This window comes from Pseudomonas sp. R3-41 (assembly GCF_054161485.1).
In genome coordinates, this window is the sequence record NZ_CP096421.1 from 6,635,889 (window position 1) to 6,656,579 (window position 20,691).

General features: G+C 61.3%; 20 protein-coding genes. 15 read left to right on the forward strand and 5 right to left on the reverse strand.

The genetic code is table 11. The features are described 5' to 3' along the window. The first annotated feature begins 1 nt into the window (after window position 1). The 3 genes from M1D99_RS28705 (at window position 2) to M1D99_RS28715 (ending at window position 2,608) form a co-directional block, all read left to right on the forward strand. Complete coding sequence (locus tag M1D99_RS28705; protein WP_458131168.1) at window positions 2-1,126, forward strand: methionine ABC transporter ATP-binding protein; 1,125 nt, start codon at window positions 2-4, stop codon at window positions 1,124-1,126. Then, on the forward strand, window positions 1,116-1,760 hold the full coding sequence (locus M1D99_RS28710; protein ID WP_458131169.1) for a methionine ABC transporter permease: 645 nt from the start codon (window positions 1,116-1,118) through the stop codon (window positions 1,758-1,760). Before M1D99_RS28705 ends, M1D99_RS28710 begins: the two co-directional genes overlap by 11 nt. 221 nt (window positions 1,761-1,981) lie before the next feature. Continuing rightward, window positions 1,982-2,608: a class I SAM-dependent methyltransferase gene (locus M1D99_RS28715; RefSeq protein WP_434573083.1), complete on the forward strand. Its 627-nt coding sequence runs from the start codon at window positions 1,982-1,984 to the stop codon at window positions 2,606-2,608. A gap of 194 nt (window positions 2,609-2,802) precedes the next feature. Here the strand turns inward: M1D99_RS28715 and M1D99_RS28720 are convergent, their stop codons facing one another. Then, complete coding sequence (locus M1D99_RS28720) at window positions 2,803-3,369, reverse strand: transporter substrate-binding domain-containing protein (RefSeq protein WP_434573085.1); 567 nt, start codon at window positions 3,367-3,369, stop codon at window positions 2,803-2,805. A gap of 132 nt (window positions 3,370-3,501) precedes the next feature. Between M1D99_RS28720 and M1D99_RS28725 the strand changes: the two genes are divergently transcribed. After that, entirely contained in the window at window positions 3,502-3,927 is a 426-nt protein-coding gene (locus tag M1D99_RS28725) for a DUF4399 domain-containing protein (protein WP_250961822.1), read from the forward strand. Window positions 3,928-4,121: 194 nt separating this feature from the next. On the opposite strand, the gene serA is transcribed toward M1D99_RS28725, so the two are convergent. After that, on the reverse strand, window positions 4,122-5,351 hold the full coding sequence (serA, locus tag M1D99_RS28730; RefSeq protein WP_053117264.1) for a phosphoglycerate dehydrogenase: 1,230 nt from the start codon (window positions 5,349-5,351) through the stop codon (window positions 4,122-4,124). A 204-nt stretch (window positions 5,352-5,555) separates the two neighbouring features. Between serA and M1D99_RS28735 the strand changes: the two genes are divergently transcribed. The 4 genes from M1D99_RS28735 (at window position 5,556) to M1D99_RS28750 (ending at window position 9,871) form a co-directional block, all read left to right on the forward strand. Continuing rightward, window positions 5,556-6,956 carry an FAD-binding oxidoreductase gene (locus M1D99_RS28735; protein WP_434573087.1) on the forward strand — a complete coding sequence of 467 codons (1,401 nt, stop codon included), beginning with the start codon at window positions 5,556-5,558 and terminating at the stop codon, window positions 6,954-6,956. A 36-nt stretch (window positions 6,957-6,992) separates the two neighbouring features. Next, the gene (locus tag M1D99_RS28740; protein WP_458131170.1) at window positions 6,993-7,658 is read left to right on the forward strand and encodes a fumarylacetoacetate hydrolase family protein; all 666 of its coding nucleotides are present in this window, start codon (window positions 6,993-6,995) and stop codon (window positions 7,656-7,658) included. A gap of 246 nt (window positions 7,659-7,904) precedes the next feature. Beyond that, the gene (locus M1D99_RS28745; protein WP_458131171.1) at window positions 7,905-8,837 is read left to right on the forward strand and encodes an SdiA-regulated domain-containing protein; all 933 of its coding nucleotides are present in this window, start codon (window positions 7,905-7,907) and stop codon (window positions 8,835-8,837) included. A gap of 119 nt (window positions 8,838-8,956) precedes the next feature. Then, entirely contained in the window at window positions 8,957-9,871 is a 915-nt protein-coding gene (locus M1D99_RS28750) for an SdiA-regulated domain-containing protein (RefSeq protein WP_458131172.1), read from the forward strand. 141 nt (window positions 9,872-10,012) lie between these two features. Here M1D99_RS28750 and rpiA read toward each other — a convergent pair whose 3' ends face one another. Beyond that, on the reverse strand, window positions 10,013-10,687 hold the full coding sequence (gene rpiA, locus M1D99_RS28755) for a ribose-5-phosphate isomerase RpiA (RefSeq protein ID WP_186730346.1): 675 nt from the start codon (window positions 10,685-10,687) through the stop codon (window positions 10,013-10,015). 300 nt (window positions 10,688-10,987) lie between these two features. Here rpiA and ilvA point away from each other — a divergent pair, with 300 nt between their 5' ends. Both ilvA and M1D99_RS28765 read left to right on the forward strand, forming a co-directional pair. After that, entirely contained in the window at window positions 10,988-12,502 is a 1,515-nt protein-coding gene (ilvA, locus tag M1D99_RS28760) for a threonine ammonia-lyase, biosynthetic (protein ID WP_186707331.1), read from the forward strand. Window positions 12,503-12,547: 45 nt separating this feature from the next. Further along, window positions 12,548-12,973: a DUF2269 family protein gene (locus M1D99_RS28765; protein ID WP_434573096.1), complete on the forward strand. Its 426-nt coding sequence runs from the start codon at window positions 12,548-12,550 to the stop codon at window positions 12,971-12,973. Window positions 12,974-13,060: 87 nt separating this feature from the next. Here the strand turns inward: M1D99_RS28765 and M1D99_RS28770 are convergent, their stop codons facing one another. Next, window positions 13,061-13,717: a histidinol-phosphatase gene (locus tag M1D99_RS28770; protein WP_434573098.1), complete on the reverse strand. Its 657-nt coding sequence runs from the start codon at window positions 13,715-13,717 to the stop codon at window positions 13,061-13,063. A gap of 143 nt (window positions 13,718-13,860) precedes the next feature. Between M1D99_RS28770 and M1D99_RS28775 the strand changes: the two genes are divergently transcribed. Both M1D99_RS28775 and ptsP read left to right on the forward strand, forming a co-directional pair. Beyond that, window positions 13,861-14,340, forward strand: coding sequence for an RNA pyrophosphohydrolase (locus M1D99_RS28775; RefSeq protein WP_003186867.1), 480 nt, complete (start codon window positions 13,861-13,863; stop codon window positions 14,338-14,340). 22 nt (window positions 14,341-14,362) lie between these two features. Further along, window positions 14,363-16,642, forward strand: a complete 2,280-nt coding sequence (gene ptsP / locus M1D99_RS28780) for a phosphoenolpyruvate--protein phosphotransferase (RefSeq protein WP_186707334.1) — start codon at window positions 14,363-14,365, stop codon at window positions 16,640-16,642. A 126-nt stretch (window positions 16,643-16,768) separates the two neighbouring features. On the opposite strand, the gene M1D99_RS28785 is transcribed toward ptsP, so the two are convergent. Then, window positions 16,769-17,515: an NRDE family protein gene (locus M1D99_RS28785; RefSeq protein ID WP_434573100.1), complete on the reverse strand. Its 747-nt coding sequence runs from the start codon at window positions 17,513-17,515 to the stop codon at window positions 16,769-16,771. A gap of 328 nt (window positions 17,516-17,843) precedes the next feature. Between M1D99_RS28785 and M1D99_RS28790 the strand changes: the two genes are divergently transcribed. From M1D99_RS28790 to M1D99_RS28800, 3 genes are all read left to right on the forward strand, one after another. Then, window positions 17,844-18,626: a sulfite exporter TauE/SafE family protein gene (locus M1D99_RS28790; RefSeq protein ID WP_434573102.1), complete on the forward strand. Its 783-nt coding sequence runs from the start codon at window positions 17,844-17,846 to the stop codon at window positions 18,624-18,626. A 69-nt stretch (window positions 18,627-18,695) separates the two neighbouring features. Continuing rightward, entirely contained in the window at window positions 18,696-19,505 is an 810-nt protein-coding gene (gene lgt / locus M1D99_RS28795; RefSeq protein WP_053117240.1) for a prolipoprotein diacylglyceryl transferase, read from the forward strand. A 49-nt stretch (window positions 19,506-19,554) separates the two neighbouring features. Beyond that, on the forward strand, window positions 19,555-20,526 hold the full coding sequence (locus tag M1D99_RS28800) for a thymidylate synthase (protein WP_434573104.1): 972 nt from the start codon (window positions 19,555-19,557) through the stop codon (window positions 20,524-20,526). The last annotated feature ends 165 nt before the right edge of the window (window positions 20,527-20,691 follow it).

Genomic DNA, 20,691 nt, shown 5'->3' on the forward strand with positions numbered 1-20,691 from the left:
CATGAACGCCGTCAACGCTCGACTCCGCCACGAAGCCCCCGCGCCGCAAAGCGCCGACCAGACCGAACTGCACCCGGAGCTGAACCGCGCCCACGTGCGCTTCATCGGCCTGGGCAAGACCTACAATGGCGCCCAGGGTCCGGTGGCCGCGTTGCAAGGCATCGACCTGGCGATCCAACGCGGCGAAGTGTTCGGCATCATCGGCCGCAGCGGCGCCGGCAAATCCTCACTGATCCGCACCATCAACCGGCTCGAACGACCCACCAGCGGCCGGGTGTTGATCGATCGGGTGGACATTGGCGAACTCGATGAAGACCGCCTGGTGAAACTGCGCCGACGCATCGGCATGATCTTCCAGCACTTCAACCTGATGTCGGCCAAGACCGTGTGGCAGAACGTTGAATTGCCCTTGAAAGTCGCCGGCGTGCCCAAGGCGCAGCGCCAGCGCAAAGTCCGCGAGCTGCTGGAACTGGTGGGCCTGCAAGGCAAGCATCTGGCCTATCCGGCGCAGCTTTCCGGTGGGCAGAAGCAGCGGGTCGGGATTGCCCGGGCGCTGGTGCATGACCCGCAGATATTGCTGTGCGACGAGGCCACCTCAGCCCTGGACCCGGAGACCACCCAATCGATCCTCGGCCTGCTGCGCGAGATCAACCAGCGGCTGGGCCTGACCATCGTCTTGATCACCCACGAGATGGCGGTGATTCGCGAAGTCTGCGACCGGGTGGTGGTGCTCGAGCAAGGACGAATCGTCGAGCAGGGCCCGGTCTGGGAAGTTTTCGGCAACCCGCGACACGAGGTCAGCCGGACGCTGCTGGCGCCGTTGCAACACGCCATCCCGGAGGAACTGCAAAGTCGCTTGCAGGTGCAGCCGGCGTCGGCGGATGCGGCTACGGTGCTGCGCCTGCAATTCACCGGCGCTGGTCATGATGAAGTAGACCTTGCCGCCTTGTTCAGCGCCCTCGGTGGGCGGGTGCGCTTGCTGCACGGCGGCATCGAACGGATTCAGGGCCACGGGCTGGGGCAGTTGCTGCTGGCCGTGAGCGGTTCGTCGTGGGGTGCCGAGGAGCTGCGCCAACGGGCGGGCAATTGGGCGCAACGGGTGGAGGTACTGGGTTATGTGGTTTGATCGGTTGTTGCAGGGTTTCATCGACACGTTCCTGATGGTCGGCGTGTCGTCGTTGATCGCATTGATGGCGGGCATACCGCTGGCGGTGATTCTGGTCACCAGCGGCAAGGGTGGGATCTATGAGGCGCCAGTCTTGAACAGGGCCCTGGGCGCGTTCGTGAACCTGTTCCGCTCGATACCGTTCCTGATCCTGATGGTGGCGCTGATTCCGTTTACCCGGCTGATCGTCGGCACCACCTATGGCGTGTGGGCTGCGGTCGTACCGCTGACCATCGCCGCCACGCCGTTCTTCGCCCGCATCGCCGAAGTCAGCCTGCGGGAAGTCGACCATGGCCTGATCGAAGCGGCCCAGGCCATGGGTTGCAGGCGCTGGCACATTGTCTGGCATGTGCTGCTGCCCGAAGCCCTGTCGGGCATCGTCGGTGGTTTTACCATTACGCTGGTGACCATGATCAACTCCTCGGCCATGGCCGGAGCGATCGGCGCCGGCGGCCTGGGCGACATTGCCTACCGTTATGGCTACCAGCGTTTCGACAGCCAGATCATGCTCACGGTGATCGTGTTGCTGGTGGCGTTGGTGGCCGTGATCCAATTGGGTGGTGACCGCCTGGCACGGGGCTTGAACAAACGCTGAGCTGTGGAAGCAGTTGACCTGTTGGGGGCAATCCAACCTGTGGGCAGTTGACCTGTGGGGGCAATTCAACCTGTGGGAGCAAAGCTTGCTCGCGATAGCAGTATTCCATCCAACATGGATGCCAGCTGGACGACCGCAATCGCGAGCAAGCTTTGCTCCCACAGGCAGGTCAGCGGGCTTGCGGTATAGTCGGCTGACACTCCTCACCCAAGCCCGCGATCATGAAACACACCACCGAAGACCTGCACGCCATCACCGCCACGACCCTGGGCCATTACAACGCCGTGGCGGAAAGTTTCCGCGAAGGCACCCGCGATCACGATGTCAGTCAGAACATCGACGCCTTACTGCGCCATATCCAGGGCCAGGCACCGCTGCACATCCTGGATCTGGGCTGCGGCCCGGGGCGCGACCTGCGCACATTCACGGCCTTGGGTCATGTCGCGGTCGGCCTCGACGGCTCAGAAGAATTTGCCCGGATGGCGCGCCAGGACAGCGGCTGCGAGGTGTGGCAACAAGACTTCCTGGAGCTCGACCTGCCGGCCGAACGCTTTGACGGGATTTTCGCCAACGCGGTGCTGTTTCATGTCCCCGTCCAGGAACTGCCGCGGGTGCTCAAGCAATTGCGCGCCACGCTCAAGCCCGGCGGCGTGCTGTTCAGCTCCAACCCTCGGGGCGAAAACCAGGAAGGCTGGAACGGCCAGCGCTTCGGCGCCTACCACGACCTCGCGGCCTGGCAAACGCTGCTTGGCGAAGCGGGCTTCGTGGAACTGGAGCACTACTACCGACCGGCGGGGCTGCCGCGCGAGCAACAGCCTTGGCTGGCGAGTGTCTGGCGTAGACCTTGAAGGCAAACCCGCCCGAACCGGATGGATGCTAACCCCTGTGGCGAGGGAGCTTGCTCCCGCTGGGCCGCGAAGCGGCCCCAATCCGGATGATGTGATTTTCCAGGCAGACGGCGTCATCGGCTTTACGACGGCTGCGCCGCCGAGCGGGAGCAAGCTCCCTCGCCACAAGAGTTGCGCTTGATTCAAGGTTTTCCTCAGTCCTGCTTAACCAACCACTTCTGCGACAACTGCTCCAGCCTCCCATCATCCTTGATCCGCGCCAGGGCATTATCCAGGCTGGCCTTGAACGCCGGGTTGCCCTTCTGGAACGGAATTACCAGGCTCGGCGGCGGGCCGCTCTTTTCTTCCGGCTGGAACGACTGCGCCATGACCAACGGACGCTGCGGCTCTTCCTTGCTCGCCAGCAGTTGCGCATCCGGACGGCTATAAGCCGCACTGAGGTCGAAACGTTCCGCCAGTTCCGGGGTCATTGCTATGTGGTTGATGGCAACGTCGTATTTGCCGCTTTCCACACCGGGCAGCAGATCCGCGGCATCGGTGACGACGAAGTCGGGGCGTACATCCAGCTCGGCCGCGAGCATTTCACCCAGCTCCACTTCGAAACCGGTGAGTTTGCCGTCTTCCTTGAAGTTGAAGGGCGCGGTGTTGGCCTCGAGAGCAATGCGCAGCTCGCCACGGTCATTGATGTCGTCGATCAGTTCGGCATGAGCCAGGGGGCTCAAAAGGGGTAGCAGGCAGATCAGGCCAGGCAGGAAACGCATGGTCACTCCTAGTATTTATACAAGCGACGCTCGTTTCAGGCTCGCTTTGCTATGGTTGTTGCAGGCTTCGACAACGATTGGCCATGAAGTTGTGATGGCCAGGCGGATTTCATGGAAAAACTGGAGAAAAAAATGAAAAGCTTTATGTCTCGTGCCGCGTTGGCCGGTCTGTTATTGGGCGCTTCGATGCTGGCAAGTGCCGCGACGCCGGCGCCCAAAGGTGCAGAAGTGTTCATCGTTTCCCCGGAAGACGGCGCCACGGTCGCCCAGGAATTCAAGGTCAAGTTCGGCGTCAAGAACATCGCCCTGGCCCCGGCGGGCGATGTGACCAAAAATACCGGCCACCATCATTTGCTGATCGATGTCGACGACGTACCCGCCGAAGGCGCGCCGATTCCGACCGACGCCCACCACATGCACTTCGGCAAGGCACAGACCGAGGCCACCATCAAACTGGCCCCGGGCAAGCACACCTTGCAATTGATCCTGGGCGACAGCGGCCACATGCCGTTCGACCCGTCGATTGTGTCCAAGAAAATCACCGTCAATGTGAAGTAACACAGCACCGGCTGGCACTACGCAGATCCCTTGTGGGAGCGGGCTTGCTCGCGAAGGCGGTGTATCAGCTGGCAATATATCGACTGGCACACCGCCTTCGCGAGCAAGCCCGCTCCCACAGGGGGTTGATGGCGTATCAGATAAAAAACGGGAGCCCTTTGGGGCTCCCGTTTTTCATTGCAAGCCAGGCTAGCTTAGAACAACACGCGGCAACGAATCGTGCCATTGATGTGCTGCAGCTTCTCTTGCGCCAGGTCCGAGTATTCGGCGTCGACGTCGATCACGACGTAGCCGACTTTCTCGTTGGTCTGCAGGAACTGACCGGAAATGTTGATGCCGTTTTCGGCAAAGACCTTGTTGATCTCGCTCATCACACCCGGAATGTTCTCGTGGATGTGCAGCAGGCGGTGCTTGCCAGGGTGGGCAGGTAGGGCCACTTCCGGGAAGTTCACCGACGATACCGAGGTACCGTTGTCGCTGTACTTGACCAGTTTCTCCGCCACTTCCAGGCCGATGTTGGCTTGGGCTTCAGCGGTGGAACCGCCGATGTGCGGGGTCAGGATCACGTTGTCCAGGCCACGCAGCGGGCTCTCGAAGATGTCGTCGTTGGAGCGCGGCTCCACCGGGAACACGTCGATGGCGGCGCCGATCAGGTGCTTGTCCTTGATCGCGTCGGCCAGGGCGTCGAGCTTGACCACGGTGCCACGCGCGGCGTTGATCAGGATCCCGCCTTTCTTGATAGCGCGGATTTCCTTCTCGCCGATCATCCACTGGGTGGCAGCGGTTTCCGGCACATGCAGGGTCACGATGTCGGACATGCCCAACAACTCGTGCAAGTCGTTGACCTGGGTGGCGTTGCCCAGGGGCAGCTTGGTCACGGTGTCGTAGAAGAACACCTGCATGCCAAGGCCTTCAGCCAGTACCGACAACTGCGTGCCGATCGAGCCGTAGCCGACGATACCCAGCTTCTTGCCGCGGATTTCGAAGGAGTTGGCCGCGCTCTTGATCCAGCCGCCACGGTGGCAGGAAGCGTTCTTCTCGGGGATGCCGCGCAGCAGCAGGATCGCTTCGGCCAACACCAGTTCGGCAACGGAACGGGTGTTGGAGTACGGCGCGTTGAACACCGCGATACCGCGCTCGCGCGCCGCGTTGAGGTCAACCTGGTTGGTGCCGATGCAGAAGCAGCCGACCGCGACCAGTTTCTTGGCGTGGTCGAAGATCTCTTCGGTCAGTTGAGTACGGGAGCGAATGCCGATGAAGTGAGCATCGGCGATCTTTTCCTTGAGCTGGGCTTCCGGCAGAGAACTGGTGATGTACTCGATGCTGGTGTAGCCCGCCGACTTGAGGACGTCGACAGCCGATTGGTGGACGCCTTCGAGAAGAAGGAACTTGATCTTGCTCTTATCGAGAGAAGTCTTGCTCATCTGCGTAAACCTGTGTCCCGGAGAAAAATGGCAGGGAATCGGACAGCGCATGCTAGCCCGACCGGCGTGACAGCCGTCGCCGCAGAACAGCCGTTGGGCACTACGCTGCGGGGTCGGTATGCTAGCATACGCCCCCCGCAAACACTCATTCCTGCGACGTGAAGCGTTCTCAGGATGACCATGAATTGTTCGAGAGTTCTGTCGATGACCCATCCTGCCGTGATAGATGAGCTGAAGACCCTGGTTGAGCCTGGCAAGGTCTTGACCGATGCCGACTCCCTGAACGCTTACGGCAAGGATTGGACCAAGCATTTCGCCCCGGCGCCTTCGGCCATCGTCTTTCCCAAGACCACCGAACAGGTCCAGGCCATTGTGCGCTGGGCCAATGCGCACAACGTCGCACTGGTGCCGTCGGGCGGGCGCACCGGGTTGTCCGCCGCCGCCGTGGCCGCCAACGGCGAAGTGGTGGTGTCATTCGACTACATGAACCAGATTCTCGACGTGAACCTCACCGACCGCACTGCCGTGTGCCAGCCGGGCGTGGTCACCGAGCAACTGCAGAACAAGGCTGAAGAACATGGGCTGTACTACCCGGTTGACTTCGCTTCGGCAGGCTCCAGCCAGATTGGCGGCAATATCGGCACCAATGCCGGCGGAATCAAGGTCATTCGCTACGGCATGACCCGCAACTGGGTGGCGGGCATGAAGGTCGTCACCGGCAAGGGCGACCTGCTGGAACTGAACAAGGACCTGATCAAGAACGCCACCGGCTACGACTTGCGGCAGCTGTTCATCGGCGCCGAAGGTACCCTGGGCTTCGTGGTCGAGGCCACCATGCGCCTGGACCGTGCGCCAAAGAACCTCACCGCCATGGTGCTCGGCACCTCGGACTTCGACTCCATCATGCCGGTGCTGCACGCCTTCCAGGGCAAGCTGGACCTGACCGCTTTCGAATTTTTCTCCGACAAGGCCCTGGCCAAGGTCCTCGGTCGTGGCGACGTACCGGCGCCATTCGAAACCGAGTGCCCGTTCTACGCGCTGCTGGAATTCGAAGCCACCACCGAAGAGGTCGCCAACCAGGCCTTGGAAACCTTCGAGCATTGCGTGGAACAGGGCTGGGTGCTGGACGGTGTGATGAGCCAGAGCGAAACCCAACTGCAAAACCTGTGGAAATTGCGCGAGTACATCTCCGAAACCATCTCCCACTGGACGCCGTACAAGAACGACATTTCGGTGACCGTCTCCAAAGTCCCAGCCTTCTTGCAAGAAATCGACGAGATCGTTGGCGAACATTACCCGGACTTCGAAATCGTCTGGTTCGGTCACATCGGCGACGGCAACCTTCACTTGAACATCCTCAAGCCAGAAAACCTGAGCAAGGATGAATTCTTCGCCAAATGCGCGACCGTGAACAAATGGGTCTTTGAAACCGTCGAGAAGTACAACGGCTCGATTTCCGCCGAACACGGCGTGGGCATGACCAAGCGCGACTACCTGACTTATAGTCGTTCGCCAGTGGAGATCGAATACATGAAAGCCGTGAAAGCCGTATTCGACCCGAACGGCATCATGAACCCGGGCAAGATTTTCGCGGTTAACGCCTAAAAAACACCTGATGAACCCCAGAGCAGGAGTCGGTAAATGAGCTATCAGCACCAGTATGTCGACGGTACACGTATTCATTTCCCGCTAGGGAAAGTGGTGTGCATTGGCCGCAACTACGCCGAACATGCCAAGGAACTGGATAACCCGGTGCCCACCGAACCCTTGTTGTTCATCAAGCCGGGCAGCTGCGTGGTGCCGCTGGAAGGCGGTTTCAGCATTCCCGCCGACCGTGGCTCGGTGCACTACGAGGCGGAAATCGCCGTGTTGATCGGCAAGCCGCTGTCCACCAAGCCCAGCGTTGAAGAGGTGCTGGACGCGATCTCCGGCTTCGCCCCGGCCCTGGACCTGACCCTGCGGGACAAACAGGCCGAGCTCAAGGCCAAGGGCCTGCCGTGGGAAGTCGCCAAGTCCTTCGACGGCGCGGCAGTGATCGCGCCATTTGTCTCGAAGGATACGTTTGCCGACCTGACCGACATTCCCGTGCGCCTGACCATCAACGGTGAAATGCGCCAGGACGGCAACAGCAGCCTGATGCTCAACCCCATCGTGCCGATGATCCAATACATGGCCGGTTGTTTCTCGCTGCAGGCCGGCGACGTGATCCTCACCGGCACCCCGGCGGGCGTCGGGCCGCTGAATGCGGGCGATGAACTGATCCTGGAACTGCCAGGGGCGGGCCGCTTCGAGAGTAGCGTTCGCTAACTCGGTTTTGTGACCACTACAGATCAAATGTGGGAGCGGGCTTGCTCGCGAATGCGGTGTATCAGAAACATATATGTCGACTGACACTCCGCATTCGCGAGCAAGCCCGCTCCCACATTAGAGATCCAGGCTTTCCTGAAGACCGAAGTTTTACCGTTTTTTTCACATGCCATCCGGATAATTCCGAGGAATGCGGCATCTGAGCCAGCCACTCCCTTAGCCGAACTTTCTGGAACGCATTCCCCGATGGCCAAAACCCAAACACTGCCTGCCGCCAAGCCTGCCCGCCGCTCTCGCTTCGCCCTGCCCTGGTATGCCTGGTCGCTGCTGACGGTGGCTGCAGCCTATGGCTTGGCGTTTGCGATGCATTGGGACGACCGCGGCCTGCTTTGGCTGTCGGAACACTTCCAGAGCCCGGTCCAGCGTCAGGAAAGCATCTGGTTGCCAGACTATCGCGCCGTGATCGACGCCAAGCCGCTACCGGGCATGGAGAAGGACGAAGCGTCCGATGTGACCTATAACCCGCAGACCAAGACCCTGTTCGCAGTCATGGGCAAGAACCCATTCCTGGTGGAGCTGACCCTGCAAGGCGATGTATTGCGCAAGATGCCATTGGTGGGCTGGGGCAATCCGGAAGGCGTGGCGTTTATGGAAAACGGTCTGCTGGCCATTACCGATGAACGAAAGCACCTGCTATCGATCGTTCAGGTCGATGCCGACACCCGCGCGCTGAACATCAATGATTTTCCTCGCTATGACCTGGGCACGTCGAAGAATCAGAACAAGGGATTCGAAGCCATCGTCTGGGACCCGAAAAATCAGCAACTGGTCCTCGGCGAAGAGCGCCCACCTGCGCTGTTCACCTGGAAAAGTGACGGTAGCCAGTTGCTCAAGGGCGATAAGCAGATCCATGTCAGCAACGAATTGGACCTTCGCAACCTTTCAGCATTGGCCGTAGACCCCCGCACCGGTCACATGCTGGTGCTGTCAGCCGACTCCCATCTATTGCTGGAGTTGGACGAAGAAGGCGAGCAGGTCAGCTTCATGACCTTGCTAGGCGGCTTCAACGGCCTGAAAGACACGATCCCTCGTGCCGAAGGTGTCACGATCGATGAGGCCGGTAACCTGTACATGGTCAGCGAGCCGAACCTGTTCTATCGTTTCGAAAAACAGCGCTGACAACTAACTCTGTAGGATAAGTCCTGCTTCGCTGTAGGGTGTGGCACGCAGCCATTAAGTTTCAGTTCAGGCAGCCGTGGTATTTCCACCCACCTGTTCTTATCCGAGCCCACCCCAACATGCGTCGACTCGCCCACCCCAAATCTTTGATCCTGATACTGCTGACGCTGGTGCTGATCAGCCTGATCGCCGTCGGCCAGCACCTGCGCCTGTTCGAACGCGCCTGGTTCAACCTGAATACGCTCTGGAAAAATACCAGCGAACAGGCCATTGCCCTGGATCAATACCGGGTCACCGTCGAGGCGCGGGTGATCGAAGGCCTGGATGATGATGTTTCCGCGCTGACGTTCGATCCGGTCCGCAAGAGCCTGTTCACTGTCACCAATAAAAACGCCGAGCTGATCGAGCTGTCGCTGGATGGCAAGATTCTGCGGCGCATCGCCCTGATCGGCTTTGGCGACCCGGAGGCGGTGGAGTTCATCAGCGAAGACACCTACGTCATCACTGACGAGCGCCAGCAACGGCTGATCAAGATTCACTTGGAAGACAACACCCAATTCCTCGACGCCGCCGACGCCGAGCAGATATCCCTCGGCGTGCACATGAGGAGCAACAAGGGGTTCGAAGGACTGGCCTACGATTCGGTGGGCAAACGCCTGTTCGTGGCGAAGGAACGCGACCCGATGCTGATTTACGAAGTGCACGGGTTTCCCCACCACAATCCGGAAAAGTCCTACGCGGTGCATGTGATCAACAACCCCAAGCGCGATGCCGGGCTGTTCGTACGCGACCTTTCAAGCCTGCAATACGATGAACGCAGCGGCCATTTGCTGGCGCTGTCCGATGAGTCGCGGTTGATTATCGAGTTGGATATCGACGGCCGACCGTTGAGCACGCTCTCATTGAGCAAGGGCCGCCAGGGGCTGCAACAAACCGTACCCCAGGCCGAAGGCCTGGCCATGGACGACGATGGCAACCTGTACCTGGTGAGCGAGCCGAACCTGTTTTATGTGTTCAAGAAGCCGCAGCCTTGATCTTGGCCTGACGCAGAACCATGTGGGAGCGGGCTTGCTCGCGAATGCGGTATATCAGACACATATATGCCAACTGACACACCGCATTCGCGAGCAAGCCCGCTCCCACAGGACTCGAGCTTAAATCAATAGCCCCTGGGCCTACTCAGCCCGCAGGGTCTTCACCCCATCAGCAGTCCCCAGCAACAGCACATCCGCCGGGCGAGCAGCGAACAAACCGTTGGTGACCACGCCGACGATGGCGTTGATCTGGCTTTCCAGTTCCACCGGGTTAGTGATCTGCAGGTTGTGCACATCCAGGATGATGTTGCCGTTATCGGTCAGCACGCCTTCGCGATACACCGGGTCGCCGCCCAGCTTCACCAGTTGGCGGGCCACATGACTACGGGCCATGGGGATAACTTCCACCGGCAACGGGAACGCGCCGAGTACCGGCACCAGTTTGCTGGCGTCGGCAATGCAGATGAAGGTCTTGGCCACCGCCGCGACGATCTTCTCGCGGGTCAGGGCCGCGCCGCCGCCCTTGATCAGGTTCAGGTGCGCGTCGCTTTCATCGGCGCCGTCGATGTAGAACTCCAAGTCACTGACGGTGTTGAGTTCGTACACCGGGATCCCGTGGCCCTTGAGGCGCGCAGCGGTCGCTTCGGAGCTGGCGACTGCGCCATCGAACGCACCCTTGTGTTGCGCCAGCGCGTCGATGAAGCAATTGGCCGTGGAGCCGGTGCCGACCCCGACGACGCTCTTGTCATCCAGTTTCGGGAGGATGAGGTCGACGGCGGCCTGGGCCACGGCCTGTTTGAGTTGATCCTGGGTCATGCGGGCTCCGAAGGTGCCGAGAGAGAACGAAAGGCCGGCATTATAGGCGCCGAAAGGACCCTGGTCATTGCCTGATTGGCACCGAGCCAGTGTGGCGAGGGAGCTTGCTCCCGCTCGGCTGCGAAGCAGTCGTGATTGATGTCTACCGCATATCGAAGGGGGCCGCTGCGCGACCCAGCGGGAGCAAACTCCCTCGCCACGGGGGTTTCTGCGCTCAAAGTGCCTTAATCGTATGGTCGCCCAGCCAAAAGCCGGGTTAGACTCCTTGGCCCTGCCCAACCCGCTCAGTGATGCTTTCCGATGCTTGAACAGTACGTCAAAAAGATCCTCACCTCGCGCGTTTACGACGTTGCCGTAGAAACCCCGCTGCAGGCCGCTCGCCAGCTCTCCGAGCGGCTGGGCAACAGCATCCTGCTCAAGCGTGAAGACTTGCAGCCGGTGTTCTCGTTCAAGATTCGCGGGGCCTACAACAAGCTGACCCAGCTCAGCGACGAAGAACGCGCACGCGGCGTGGTCACGGCTTCGGCGGGCAACCACGCCCAGGGCCTGGCCCTGGCGGCCAAGGTGCTGGGGGTCAAGGCCACCATCGTGATGCCCAAGACCACGCCGGAAATCAAGGTCGAAGGCGTGCGCTCCCGTGGCGGCAAAGTAGTCCTGCACGGTGACTCGTTCCCCGAAGCCCTGGCCTATTCGCTGAAACTGGTCGACGAAAAGGGCTACGTCTACATCCACCCGTATGACGATCCCCACACCATTGCCGGGCAGGGCACCGTGGCGATGGAAATCCTGCGCCAGCATCCTGGGCGCCTCGATGCGATCTTCGTCCCGGTGGGCGGTGGCGGGCTGATCGCCGGGATCGCGGCCTACGTGAAATACCTGCGCCCGGACATCAAGATCATCGGCGTCGAGCCGGACGACTCCAACTGCCTCCAAGCGGCCATGGCCGCAGGCGAGCGCGTAGTGCTGCCGACCGTGGGGCTGTTCGCCGACGGCGTTGCCGTGGCACAGATCGGCCAGCACACCTTTGATATCTGCAAGCACCACGTGGACGAAGTGATCACCGTCAGCACCGACGAGATCTGCGCCGCCATCAAGGATATCTACGACGATACCCGCTCGATCACCGAACCTGCCGGTGCATTGGGCGTGGCCGGGATCAAGAAATACGTCGAGTCACGGCACATCAGCGGCCAGACCCTGGTGGCGATCGACTCCGGCGCCAACGTCAACTTCGACCGCTTGCGCCATGTCGCCGAGCGCGCCGAGCTGGGCGAGGGCCGCGAAGCGATTATCGCCGTGACCATCCCCGAGAAGCCGGGCAGCTTCAAGGCGTTCTGCGAAGCAGTGGGCAAGCGCCAGATCACCGAATTCAACTATCGCTACAACACCGGCAGCGAAGCGCACATCTTCGTCGGCGTGCAGACCCACCCGGAAAACGACCCACGCAGCGCGCTGATCGCCAGCCTGACCGAACAAGGCTTCCCGGTGCTGGACCTGACCGATAATGAACTGGCCAAGTTGCACATTCGCCACATGGTCGGCGGGCATGCGGCCCATGTCATCGACGAAGTGGTGCTGCGCTTCGAATTCCCGGAACGTCCGGGGGCGCTGTTCAACTTCTTGAACAAGCTGGGTGGGCGCTGGAATATCTCGATGTTCCATTACCGCAACCATGGCGCGGCGGATGGTCGTGTGGTCGCCGGGCTCCAAGTGCCCCACGATGAACGCCACCTGGTCCCGGCCGCCCTGGAAGAAATCGGCTACCCGTACTGGGATGAAAGCGATAACCCGGCCTATCAGTTGTTCCTGGGTTGATAAAGGCGGGCTAGGCTGTGAGCAAGACTTAAGGAAATCGAACCCATGGAAACATTGACCGCGCTGAAGATCGCCCACGGCATCGCCACTGTATTACTGCTGGCGGGTGCACTGGGGCTGGCCATCTGGGTCTGGCGCACGCGCCGCAACGGCGACGCCACGGCGGCTGCGCGCACACTGCAACGTCCGCGGCTGTTCATCTGGCTGGTCATGATCCTGGCGCTGACTAGCCTGCCATTCACCGGCTGGTGGATGGTTCATCAAATCGGCTGGCCACTGGGACAGACCTGGCTGCTGGCTTCCAGCGTGCTCTACACCTTGGCGGCGCTGGCGGGGTTCTGGCTGCTGGTGCGGCTGAACACATTGCGCAAGACGCCAGGCGGTAGCGGGAAGTTTACCTTTGCCCTGGCACTGTTCAGTGTTGTCTGCTTTGTGGCCATTGCGGGGTTGATGGGGGCCAAGCCGGTTTAAAACACAGTCTGTGGGAGCAAAGCTTGCTCGCGATTGGCATCCTTTGCATCGCCTAAAGCCAATCGCGGGCAAGCCTTGCTCCCACAGTCAATTGCGCAACGAAATCACCGGCCAACCCCGCTTCTGGGCCTCAGCCCGAAGATTCGGATCCGGATCCACCGCCACCGGATGCGTCACCGCTTCCAGCAACGGCAAATCGTTCATCGAATCGCTATAAAAGTAGCTATCGTCGAGCGAGTACCCGGTTTCTTCCAGCCAACGGTTCAACCGGGTCACCTTGCCCTCGCGGAAACACGGGATGTCGGTGCTGCGTCCGCTGTAGCGCCCGTCGACCATCTCGCACTCGGTGGCAATCAGGGTTTCGACCCCCAGGCGCTCGGCAATTGGCGCGGTAACGAAGCGGTTGGTGGCGGTGATGATTACCAGCTTGTCGCCGGCGTCACGGTGCTTTTTCAGCAGTTCGATGGCCTGGGGCAACACGATCGGCTCGATGCAGTCGCGCATGTAGTCCAAGTGCCACTGGGCCAGGATGTGCATTTCGGTACGGCCGAGGATTTCCAGGCAAAAGTTCAGGTACTCGGCATTGTCCAGCTTGCCGGCCAGGTAATCCTGGTAGAACGCGTCGTTGCGTGCCTTATAGGTGACAGCGTCCAGAAAACCGCGCTCGCACAGGTAATCGCCCCACGCGTGGTCGCTGTCGCCACCCAGCAATGTGTTGTCCAAGTCGAATAAAGCCAGCCGCATCGCAGTTACTCGCTGAAAAATCTAAAGAAAGGCGTCCAGAATACGGACTTTTCACAAGAGTGCACATAAGCTAGGGACGCTCGTTGCTGCTTTCACAACCTTTGTGGAACAATGCGGCGACATGCGTTTGCGAGGTTGTTGCCGTGATCGATCCCGATGGTTTCCGTCCCAATGTGGGGATCATTCTTACGAATGATGCTGGGCAGGTGCTATGGGCACGCCGTATCAATCAAGACGCCTGGCAGTTTCCCCAGGGTGGGATCAACCCCCAGGAGACGCCGGAAGAGGCCTTGTACCGCGAGTTGAATGAAGAAGTGGGGCTTGAGCGCGAAGATGTCGAAATACTCGCCTGCACCCGAGGCTGGTTGCGCTATCGTTTGCCGCAACGCCTGGTCAGGACGCACAGCCAACCGCTGTGCATCGGCCAGAAGCAGAAATGGTTTCTCCTGCGCCTGATCTCCAACGAGCAGCGGGTGCGGATGGATTTGACCGGTAAACCGGAGTTCGATGGCTGGCGCTGGGTCAGCTATTGGTATCCGTTGGGCCAGGTGGTGACATTCAAGCGCGAGGTGTACCGACGCGCCCTCAAAGAGCTTGCCCCGCGCCTGCTGACGCGCGACTGACGACGGAGTTCGACCCCGAGCCATGCTCAATACGCTGCGCAAGATCGTCCAGGAAGTTAACTCCGCCAAGGATCTCAAGGCGGCGTTGGGGATTATTGTATTGCGCGTCAAAGAGGCCATGGGCAGCCAGGTCTGCTCGGTCTACCTGCTGGACCCCGAGACCAATCGTTTCGTGCTGATGGCCACCGAGGGCTTGAACAAGCGCTCCATCGGCAAGGTGAGCATGGCGCCCAATGAAGGCCTGGTCGGTCTGGTCGGCACGCGCGAAGAACCCCTGAACCTCGAAAACGCCGCGGATCACCCGCGCTACCGCTACTTTGCCGAAACGGGTGAAGAACGCTACGCCTCGTTCCTTGGCGCACCGATCATCCACCACCGCCGCGTCGTCGGCGTGTTGGTTATCCAGCAAAAAGAGCGCCGACAGTTCGACGAAGGTGAAGAAGCCTTCCTTGTAACCATGAGCGCGCAACTGGCCGGGGTTATCGCCCATGCCGAGGCCACTGGCTCGATCAGCGGCCTGGGTCGCCAGGGCAAGGGTATCCAGGAAGCGAAGTTCGTCGGTGTGCCCGGCTCACCGGGCGCGGCAGTGGGCACGGCGGTGGTCATGTTGCCGCCCGCCGACCTCGACGTGGTGCCGGACAAGACCGTCGCCGACATCAATGCCGAACTGGGCTTGTTCAAGACCGCCATCGAAGGCGTGCGCGCCGACATGCGGGCCCTGTCGGCCAAGCTGGCGACGCAGTTGCGCCCCGAAGAACGCGCACTGTTCGACGTCTACCTGATGATGCTCGACGATGCCTCCCTGGGCAGCGAAGTGACCACCGTCATCAAGACCGGCCAATGGGCCCAGGGTGCGCTGCGCCAGGTGGTGACCGACCACGTCAACCGTTTCGAACTGATGGACGACGCCTACCTGCGCGAACGCGCCTCGGACGTCAAGGACCTTGGCCGTCGCTTGCTGGCGTACTTGCAGCAGGAGCGCCAGCAGACCCTGGTCTACCCCGACAACACCATCCTGGTCAGTGAAGAGCTGACCCCGGCCATGCTCGGCGAAGTACCCGAAGGCAAGCTGGCGGGCCTGGTCTCGGTACTGGGTTCGGGCAACTCCCACGTGGCGATCCTGGCCCGGGCGATGGGCATTCCGACGGTGATGGGCCTGGTGGACCTGCCGTATTCCAAGGTCGACGGCATCCAGATGATCGTCGACGGCTACCACGGCGAGGTCTACACCAACCCCAGCGACGTGCTGCGCAAGCAGTTCGCCGATGTGGTGGAGGAAGAAAAGCAACTGTCCCTGGGACTGGATGCGCTGCGGGACCTGCCGTGCATTACCCTCGATGGCCACCGCATGCCATTGTGGGTCAACACCGGCCTGCTGGCCGACGTCGCCCGGGCGCAGAAGCGTGGCGCCGAAGGTGTGGGGCTGTACCGCACCGAAGTGCCGTTCATGATCAACCAGCGCTTCCCCAGCGAAAAAGAACAGTTGGCGATCTACCGCGAACAACTGGCCGCGTTTCACCCACAACCGGTGACCATGCGCAGCCTGGACATCGGCGGCGACAAGTCCCTGTCCTACTTCCCGATCAAGGAAGACAACCCGTTCCTCGGCTGGCGCGGCATCCGCGTGACACTCGACCACCCGGAAATCTTCCTGGTCCAGGCCCGCGCCATGCTCAAGGCCAGCGAAGGCCTGAACAACCTGCGCATCCTGTTGCCGATGATCTCCGGCACCCATGAACTGGAAGAAGCCCTGCACCTGATCCACCGGGCCTGGGGCGAAGTCCGTGACGAAGGCACCGACGTGCCGATGCCGCCGGTCGGCGTGATGATCGAGATTCCGGCCGCGGTGTACCAGACCAAGGAACTGGCGCGGCAGGTGGACTTCCTGTCGGTGGGTTCCAACGACCTGACCCAATACCTGCTGGCCGTGGACCGTAACAACCCACGGGTCGCCGACCTGTACGACTACCTGCACCCGGCGGTGCTGCAAGCCTTGCAGAACGTGGTGCGTGACGCCCATGCCGAAGGCAAGCCGGTCAGTATCTGCGGCGAAATGGCCGGCGACCCGGCGGCCGCGGTGCTGCTGATGGCGATGGGGTTCGACAGTTTGTCGATGAACGCCACCAACCTGCCGAAAGTGAAGTGGATGCTGCGCCAGATCAACCTCAGCAAGGCCCAGGAATTGCTCGCGGAAGTGATGACCATCGACAACCCGCAAGTGATCCACAGCTCCTTGCAACTGGCGCTGAAGAACCTTGGGTTGGCGCGGATGATCAATCCGGCTTCGAACAAGACCCTCTAGACAGTTCAGCGAGCATTTGTGGCGAGGGAGCTTGCTCCCGCTGGGCTACGAAGTAGCCCCAAGGCTTTTTTGGGCGGGCTTCGCCCACCAGCGGGAGCAAGCTCCCTCGCCACAAGTGACTCTCATTCAAGTGTGTAGCGCCACCTCCCCCAAATGCCCCCCATGGGGTCCGAAACTGCGCTCGACCATCTGCCGCGTCCCATCGGCATGGACAATCAGCGCCGTACTCGCCCGTGTCCCATAAGCCGGGCTGGCGATGAACACACTCGACAACAATGCCTCGGTCGCCAGCCCGACGCCGGTGTCGGGCAGTTCGGCCACCGGCGCGGGTTGTGGATCGTTCAGCAAGGCCAACAAGGCCTGGGGTTGCGGATCGCCCAGCACCTCCTCCAGCGCCAACCGGGCCTTGAGCAACTTGGGCCATGGCGTGTTCAGCCCAGCATTCGACAGGCCATACACGCCCCTGGCCAATTGCTGTGGCCGGGTATCACGGGCGTTGTAGTGCCAGAGCTCGGCGCCATCGCCGAGCAGCAGGTTGAAGCCACCGTACTCGCCAGCACGGGGCACGACTTCGCTCAGGTAGTCGGCAATCGACAGATTCCCGGTGAGGAACCGCGCCACCAGTTCACCGCGGGACTTGAAGGCCGGCAATTGGCCAGGGTCGCGGATGTTGGTCAGCGCGGCAAAACGGCCCTCGGCGCCGATGCCGAGCCAAGTACCGCCGGCTTCGAGGTCGCGCCCTGCATGGACATGGGGCGCGTCAGGCCATTGGGCCAGGGGCAAGGTCGGCCGGGCGTAGAACTCGTCGCGGTTGGCCGCCACGACCAGCGGCTGGGCGTGGCCAGGGCGCCAGGCAAATACGATCAGGCACATCAGGTTGTCCTGTTATAGGAATAAAACCGAGCAGCGCTTTTTGTGGCGAGGGAGCTTGCTCCCGCTGGGCTACGAAGTAGCCCAAATCCAAGGGCCAGGCTTGTCAGACCGATCACCCTGGCTTTTTCGGGAGTGCTTCGCACTCCAGCGGGAGCAAGCTCCCTCGCCACAACAGCGGTTCGCCATCCGGTGTCGTGATGCAGACACCCGAGTGTTTCCAGCCACTCTACTCACACATCGCCCCGGCATCCATCGCCTTCAGTAGAGCCCAAGCCCCTCGATCCGTTACCATGCCGCTCTTATTTCGGGGATGGGCGGGGAGAGTCTGGTGGAATTTGTGCTCTATCTGCTACTCGGCGCCTGCGCCGGCGTACTGGCCGGGTTGTTTGGCGTAGGGGGCGGGATCATCATCGTCCCGGTGCTGGTATTCAGTTTCACCCTGCAGGGCTTCGACCCGCAGGTGTTGACGCACCTGGCCGTCGGCACCTCCCTGGCGTCGATTATCTTTACCTCGGTCAATGCCGTGCGCGAACATCAGCGCAAAGGCGCGGTGCGCTGGCCGGTATTCGCCTGGATGACCGTCGGCATCCTGATCGGTGCCGGTTTCGGCGCGATCACCGCCGAAGCGATTTCCGGCCCGCACCTGCAAAAGATCATTGGCGTGTTCGCCTTGATCGTTGCCGTGCAACTGGCCCTGGACTTCAAGCCCAAGGCCAGCCGCACCGTACCGGGCAAGGCCGGGCTGACCGTGGCTGGCACGGTGATCGGCTGGGCTTCGGCGATTTTCGGCATCGGTGGTGGTTCGCTGACCGTGCCGTTCCTGACCTGGCGCAGCGTGCCGATGCAACAAGCGGTGGCGACCTCATCGGCCTGCGGCTTGCCGATCGCCCTGGTCAGTGCATTAAGTTTCATGATTCTGGGCTGGCACGATCCGTTGCTACCGGCCCATAGTTTCGGTTTTGTGTATTTGCCGGCGCTGCTGGGCATCGCCTTGACCAGCATGGTCTTTGCCCGCTTTGGTGCGCGGCTGGCCCATCGCCTGTCGCCACGCTTGCTCAAGCGCTTGTTCGCCGCCTTGCTATTCTGCGTGGGGGTGAGTTTTCTGCTCTGACGCAATCCTGGCTTAATCCCGTGGTGGCAGCGTCGCCCGGGTATTTTTTGACGTTTACGAGGAATATCAATGCTGCCTTACCCGCAGATCGATCCGGTAGCCCTGGCCATCGGCCCGCTGAAAATCCACTGGTACGGCCTGATGTACCTGATCGGTATCGGCGGCGCCTGGTGGCTGGCGTCGCGCCGGCTCAACCGCTTCGACCCGACCTGGAACAAGGAAAAGCTCTCCGACCTGGTGTTCTGGCTGTCCATGGGCGTGATCGTCGGCGGACGCCTGGGCTACGTGCTGTTCTACGACCTGAGTGCCTACCTGGCCAACCCGACGCTGATCTTCGAAGTCTGGAAAGGCGGCATGTCGTTCCACGGTGGGTTCATTGGTGTGATGCTGGCGGCGCTGTGGTTCGGCAAGCGCAACAACAAGTCGTTTTTCGAGCTGATGGACTTCGTCGCGCCGATGGTGCCGATCGGCCTGGGTGCCGGGCGCATCGGCAACTTCATCAACGCCGAGTTGTGGGGCAAGCCGACCGACGTGCCCTGGGCGATGATCTTCCCGCCGTTCAGCGACCCGGCGCAGTTGCCGCGCCACCCGTCGCAGCTGTACCAGTTCGCCCTTGAGGGTGTGGCACTGTTCCTGATCCTCTGGCTGTTCTCGCGCAAGCCGCGCCCCACCATGGCGGTGTCGGGCATGTTCGCGCTGTTCTATGGCATCTTCCGTTTCATTGTCGAATTCGTCCGCGTGCCGGATGCCCAGCTCGGCTACCTGGCGTGGAACTGGCTGACCATGGGCCAGGTGCTGTGCCTGCCGATGATCATCGGTGGCCTGGCGCTAATCTGGCTGGCTTATCATCGCGCGCCGGCTGCGGCGGCCAAGGTTTAAAATTCGAACCCCGGGGCGCAGGCCCCGGGTTCAAGGACACAGGTAACCCATGAAGCAATATCTCGATCTGGTGGCCCACGTCATCAAGAACGGCACCAAGCAAGCCAACCGCACCGGTGTGAACACCATCAGCTTCCCCGGCGCCATGCTGCGCTATGACTTGAAGGAAGGCTTTCCCGCCATCACCACCCGCAAGATGGCCTTCAAATCGGCCATCGGCGAGATGTGCGGTTTTCTCCGTGGTGTGAACAATGCCGCTGAGTTTCGCGCCCTGGGCTGCAAGGTCTGGGACCAGAACGCCAACGAAAACGCCCAGTGGCTGGCCAACCCGTTCCGCCAGGGCGAAGACGACCTGGGTGAGATCTACGGCGTGCAGTGGCGCAAGTGGCCGGCCTATAAGCAGATCCCGGTAAGCAACCCGGCGGCCATCGAGCAGACGCTGGCCCAGGGTTACCGGCAGATCGCCGAGGGCGAAGAAAACGGCCAGGCCTACGTGGTGCTGTACAAGGCCATCGACCAGGTTCGCCAGTGCGTCGACACCATCATCAAGGACCCGGGCAGCCGGCGCATCCTGTTCCACGGCTGGAACTGCGCCCAGCTCGATGAAATGGCCCTGCCGCCGTGCCATCTGCTCTACCAGTTCCACCCGAATGTCGAGACCAGGGAAATTTCCCTGACCCTCTACATCCGCTCCAACGACCTGGGCCTGGGCACGCCGTTCAACCTCACCGAAGGCGCCGCGCTGCTGAGCCTGATCGGCCGCCTGACCGGCTACACGCCGCGCTGGTTCACCTATTTCATCGGCGACGCCCACGTCTACGAAAACCACTTGGACATGCTCAACGAACAGCTCACCCGCGAGCCGTTCCCGATGCCCAAGCTGGTGATTTCCGAGCGCGTGCCGGAGTTTGCCAAGACGGGTGTGTATCAGCCGGAGTGGCTGGAGCAAGTCGATCCGAGCGATTTTTCCCTTGAAGGCTACCAACACCATGCGCCGATGACCGCGCCGATGGCGGTCTAAGCCACGCTACCTCTCCCTGTGGGAGCGAGCTTGCTCGCGATAGCGCCCTCACATTCAATACTTATGTGACTGACCCACCGCTATCGCGAGCAAGCTCGCTCCCACATTGGATCTGCATGAGCTCCAAGGAGCGGGTGGAGCCGGGCGATTTCTCCCTCGAAGGCT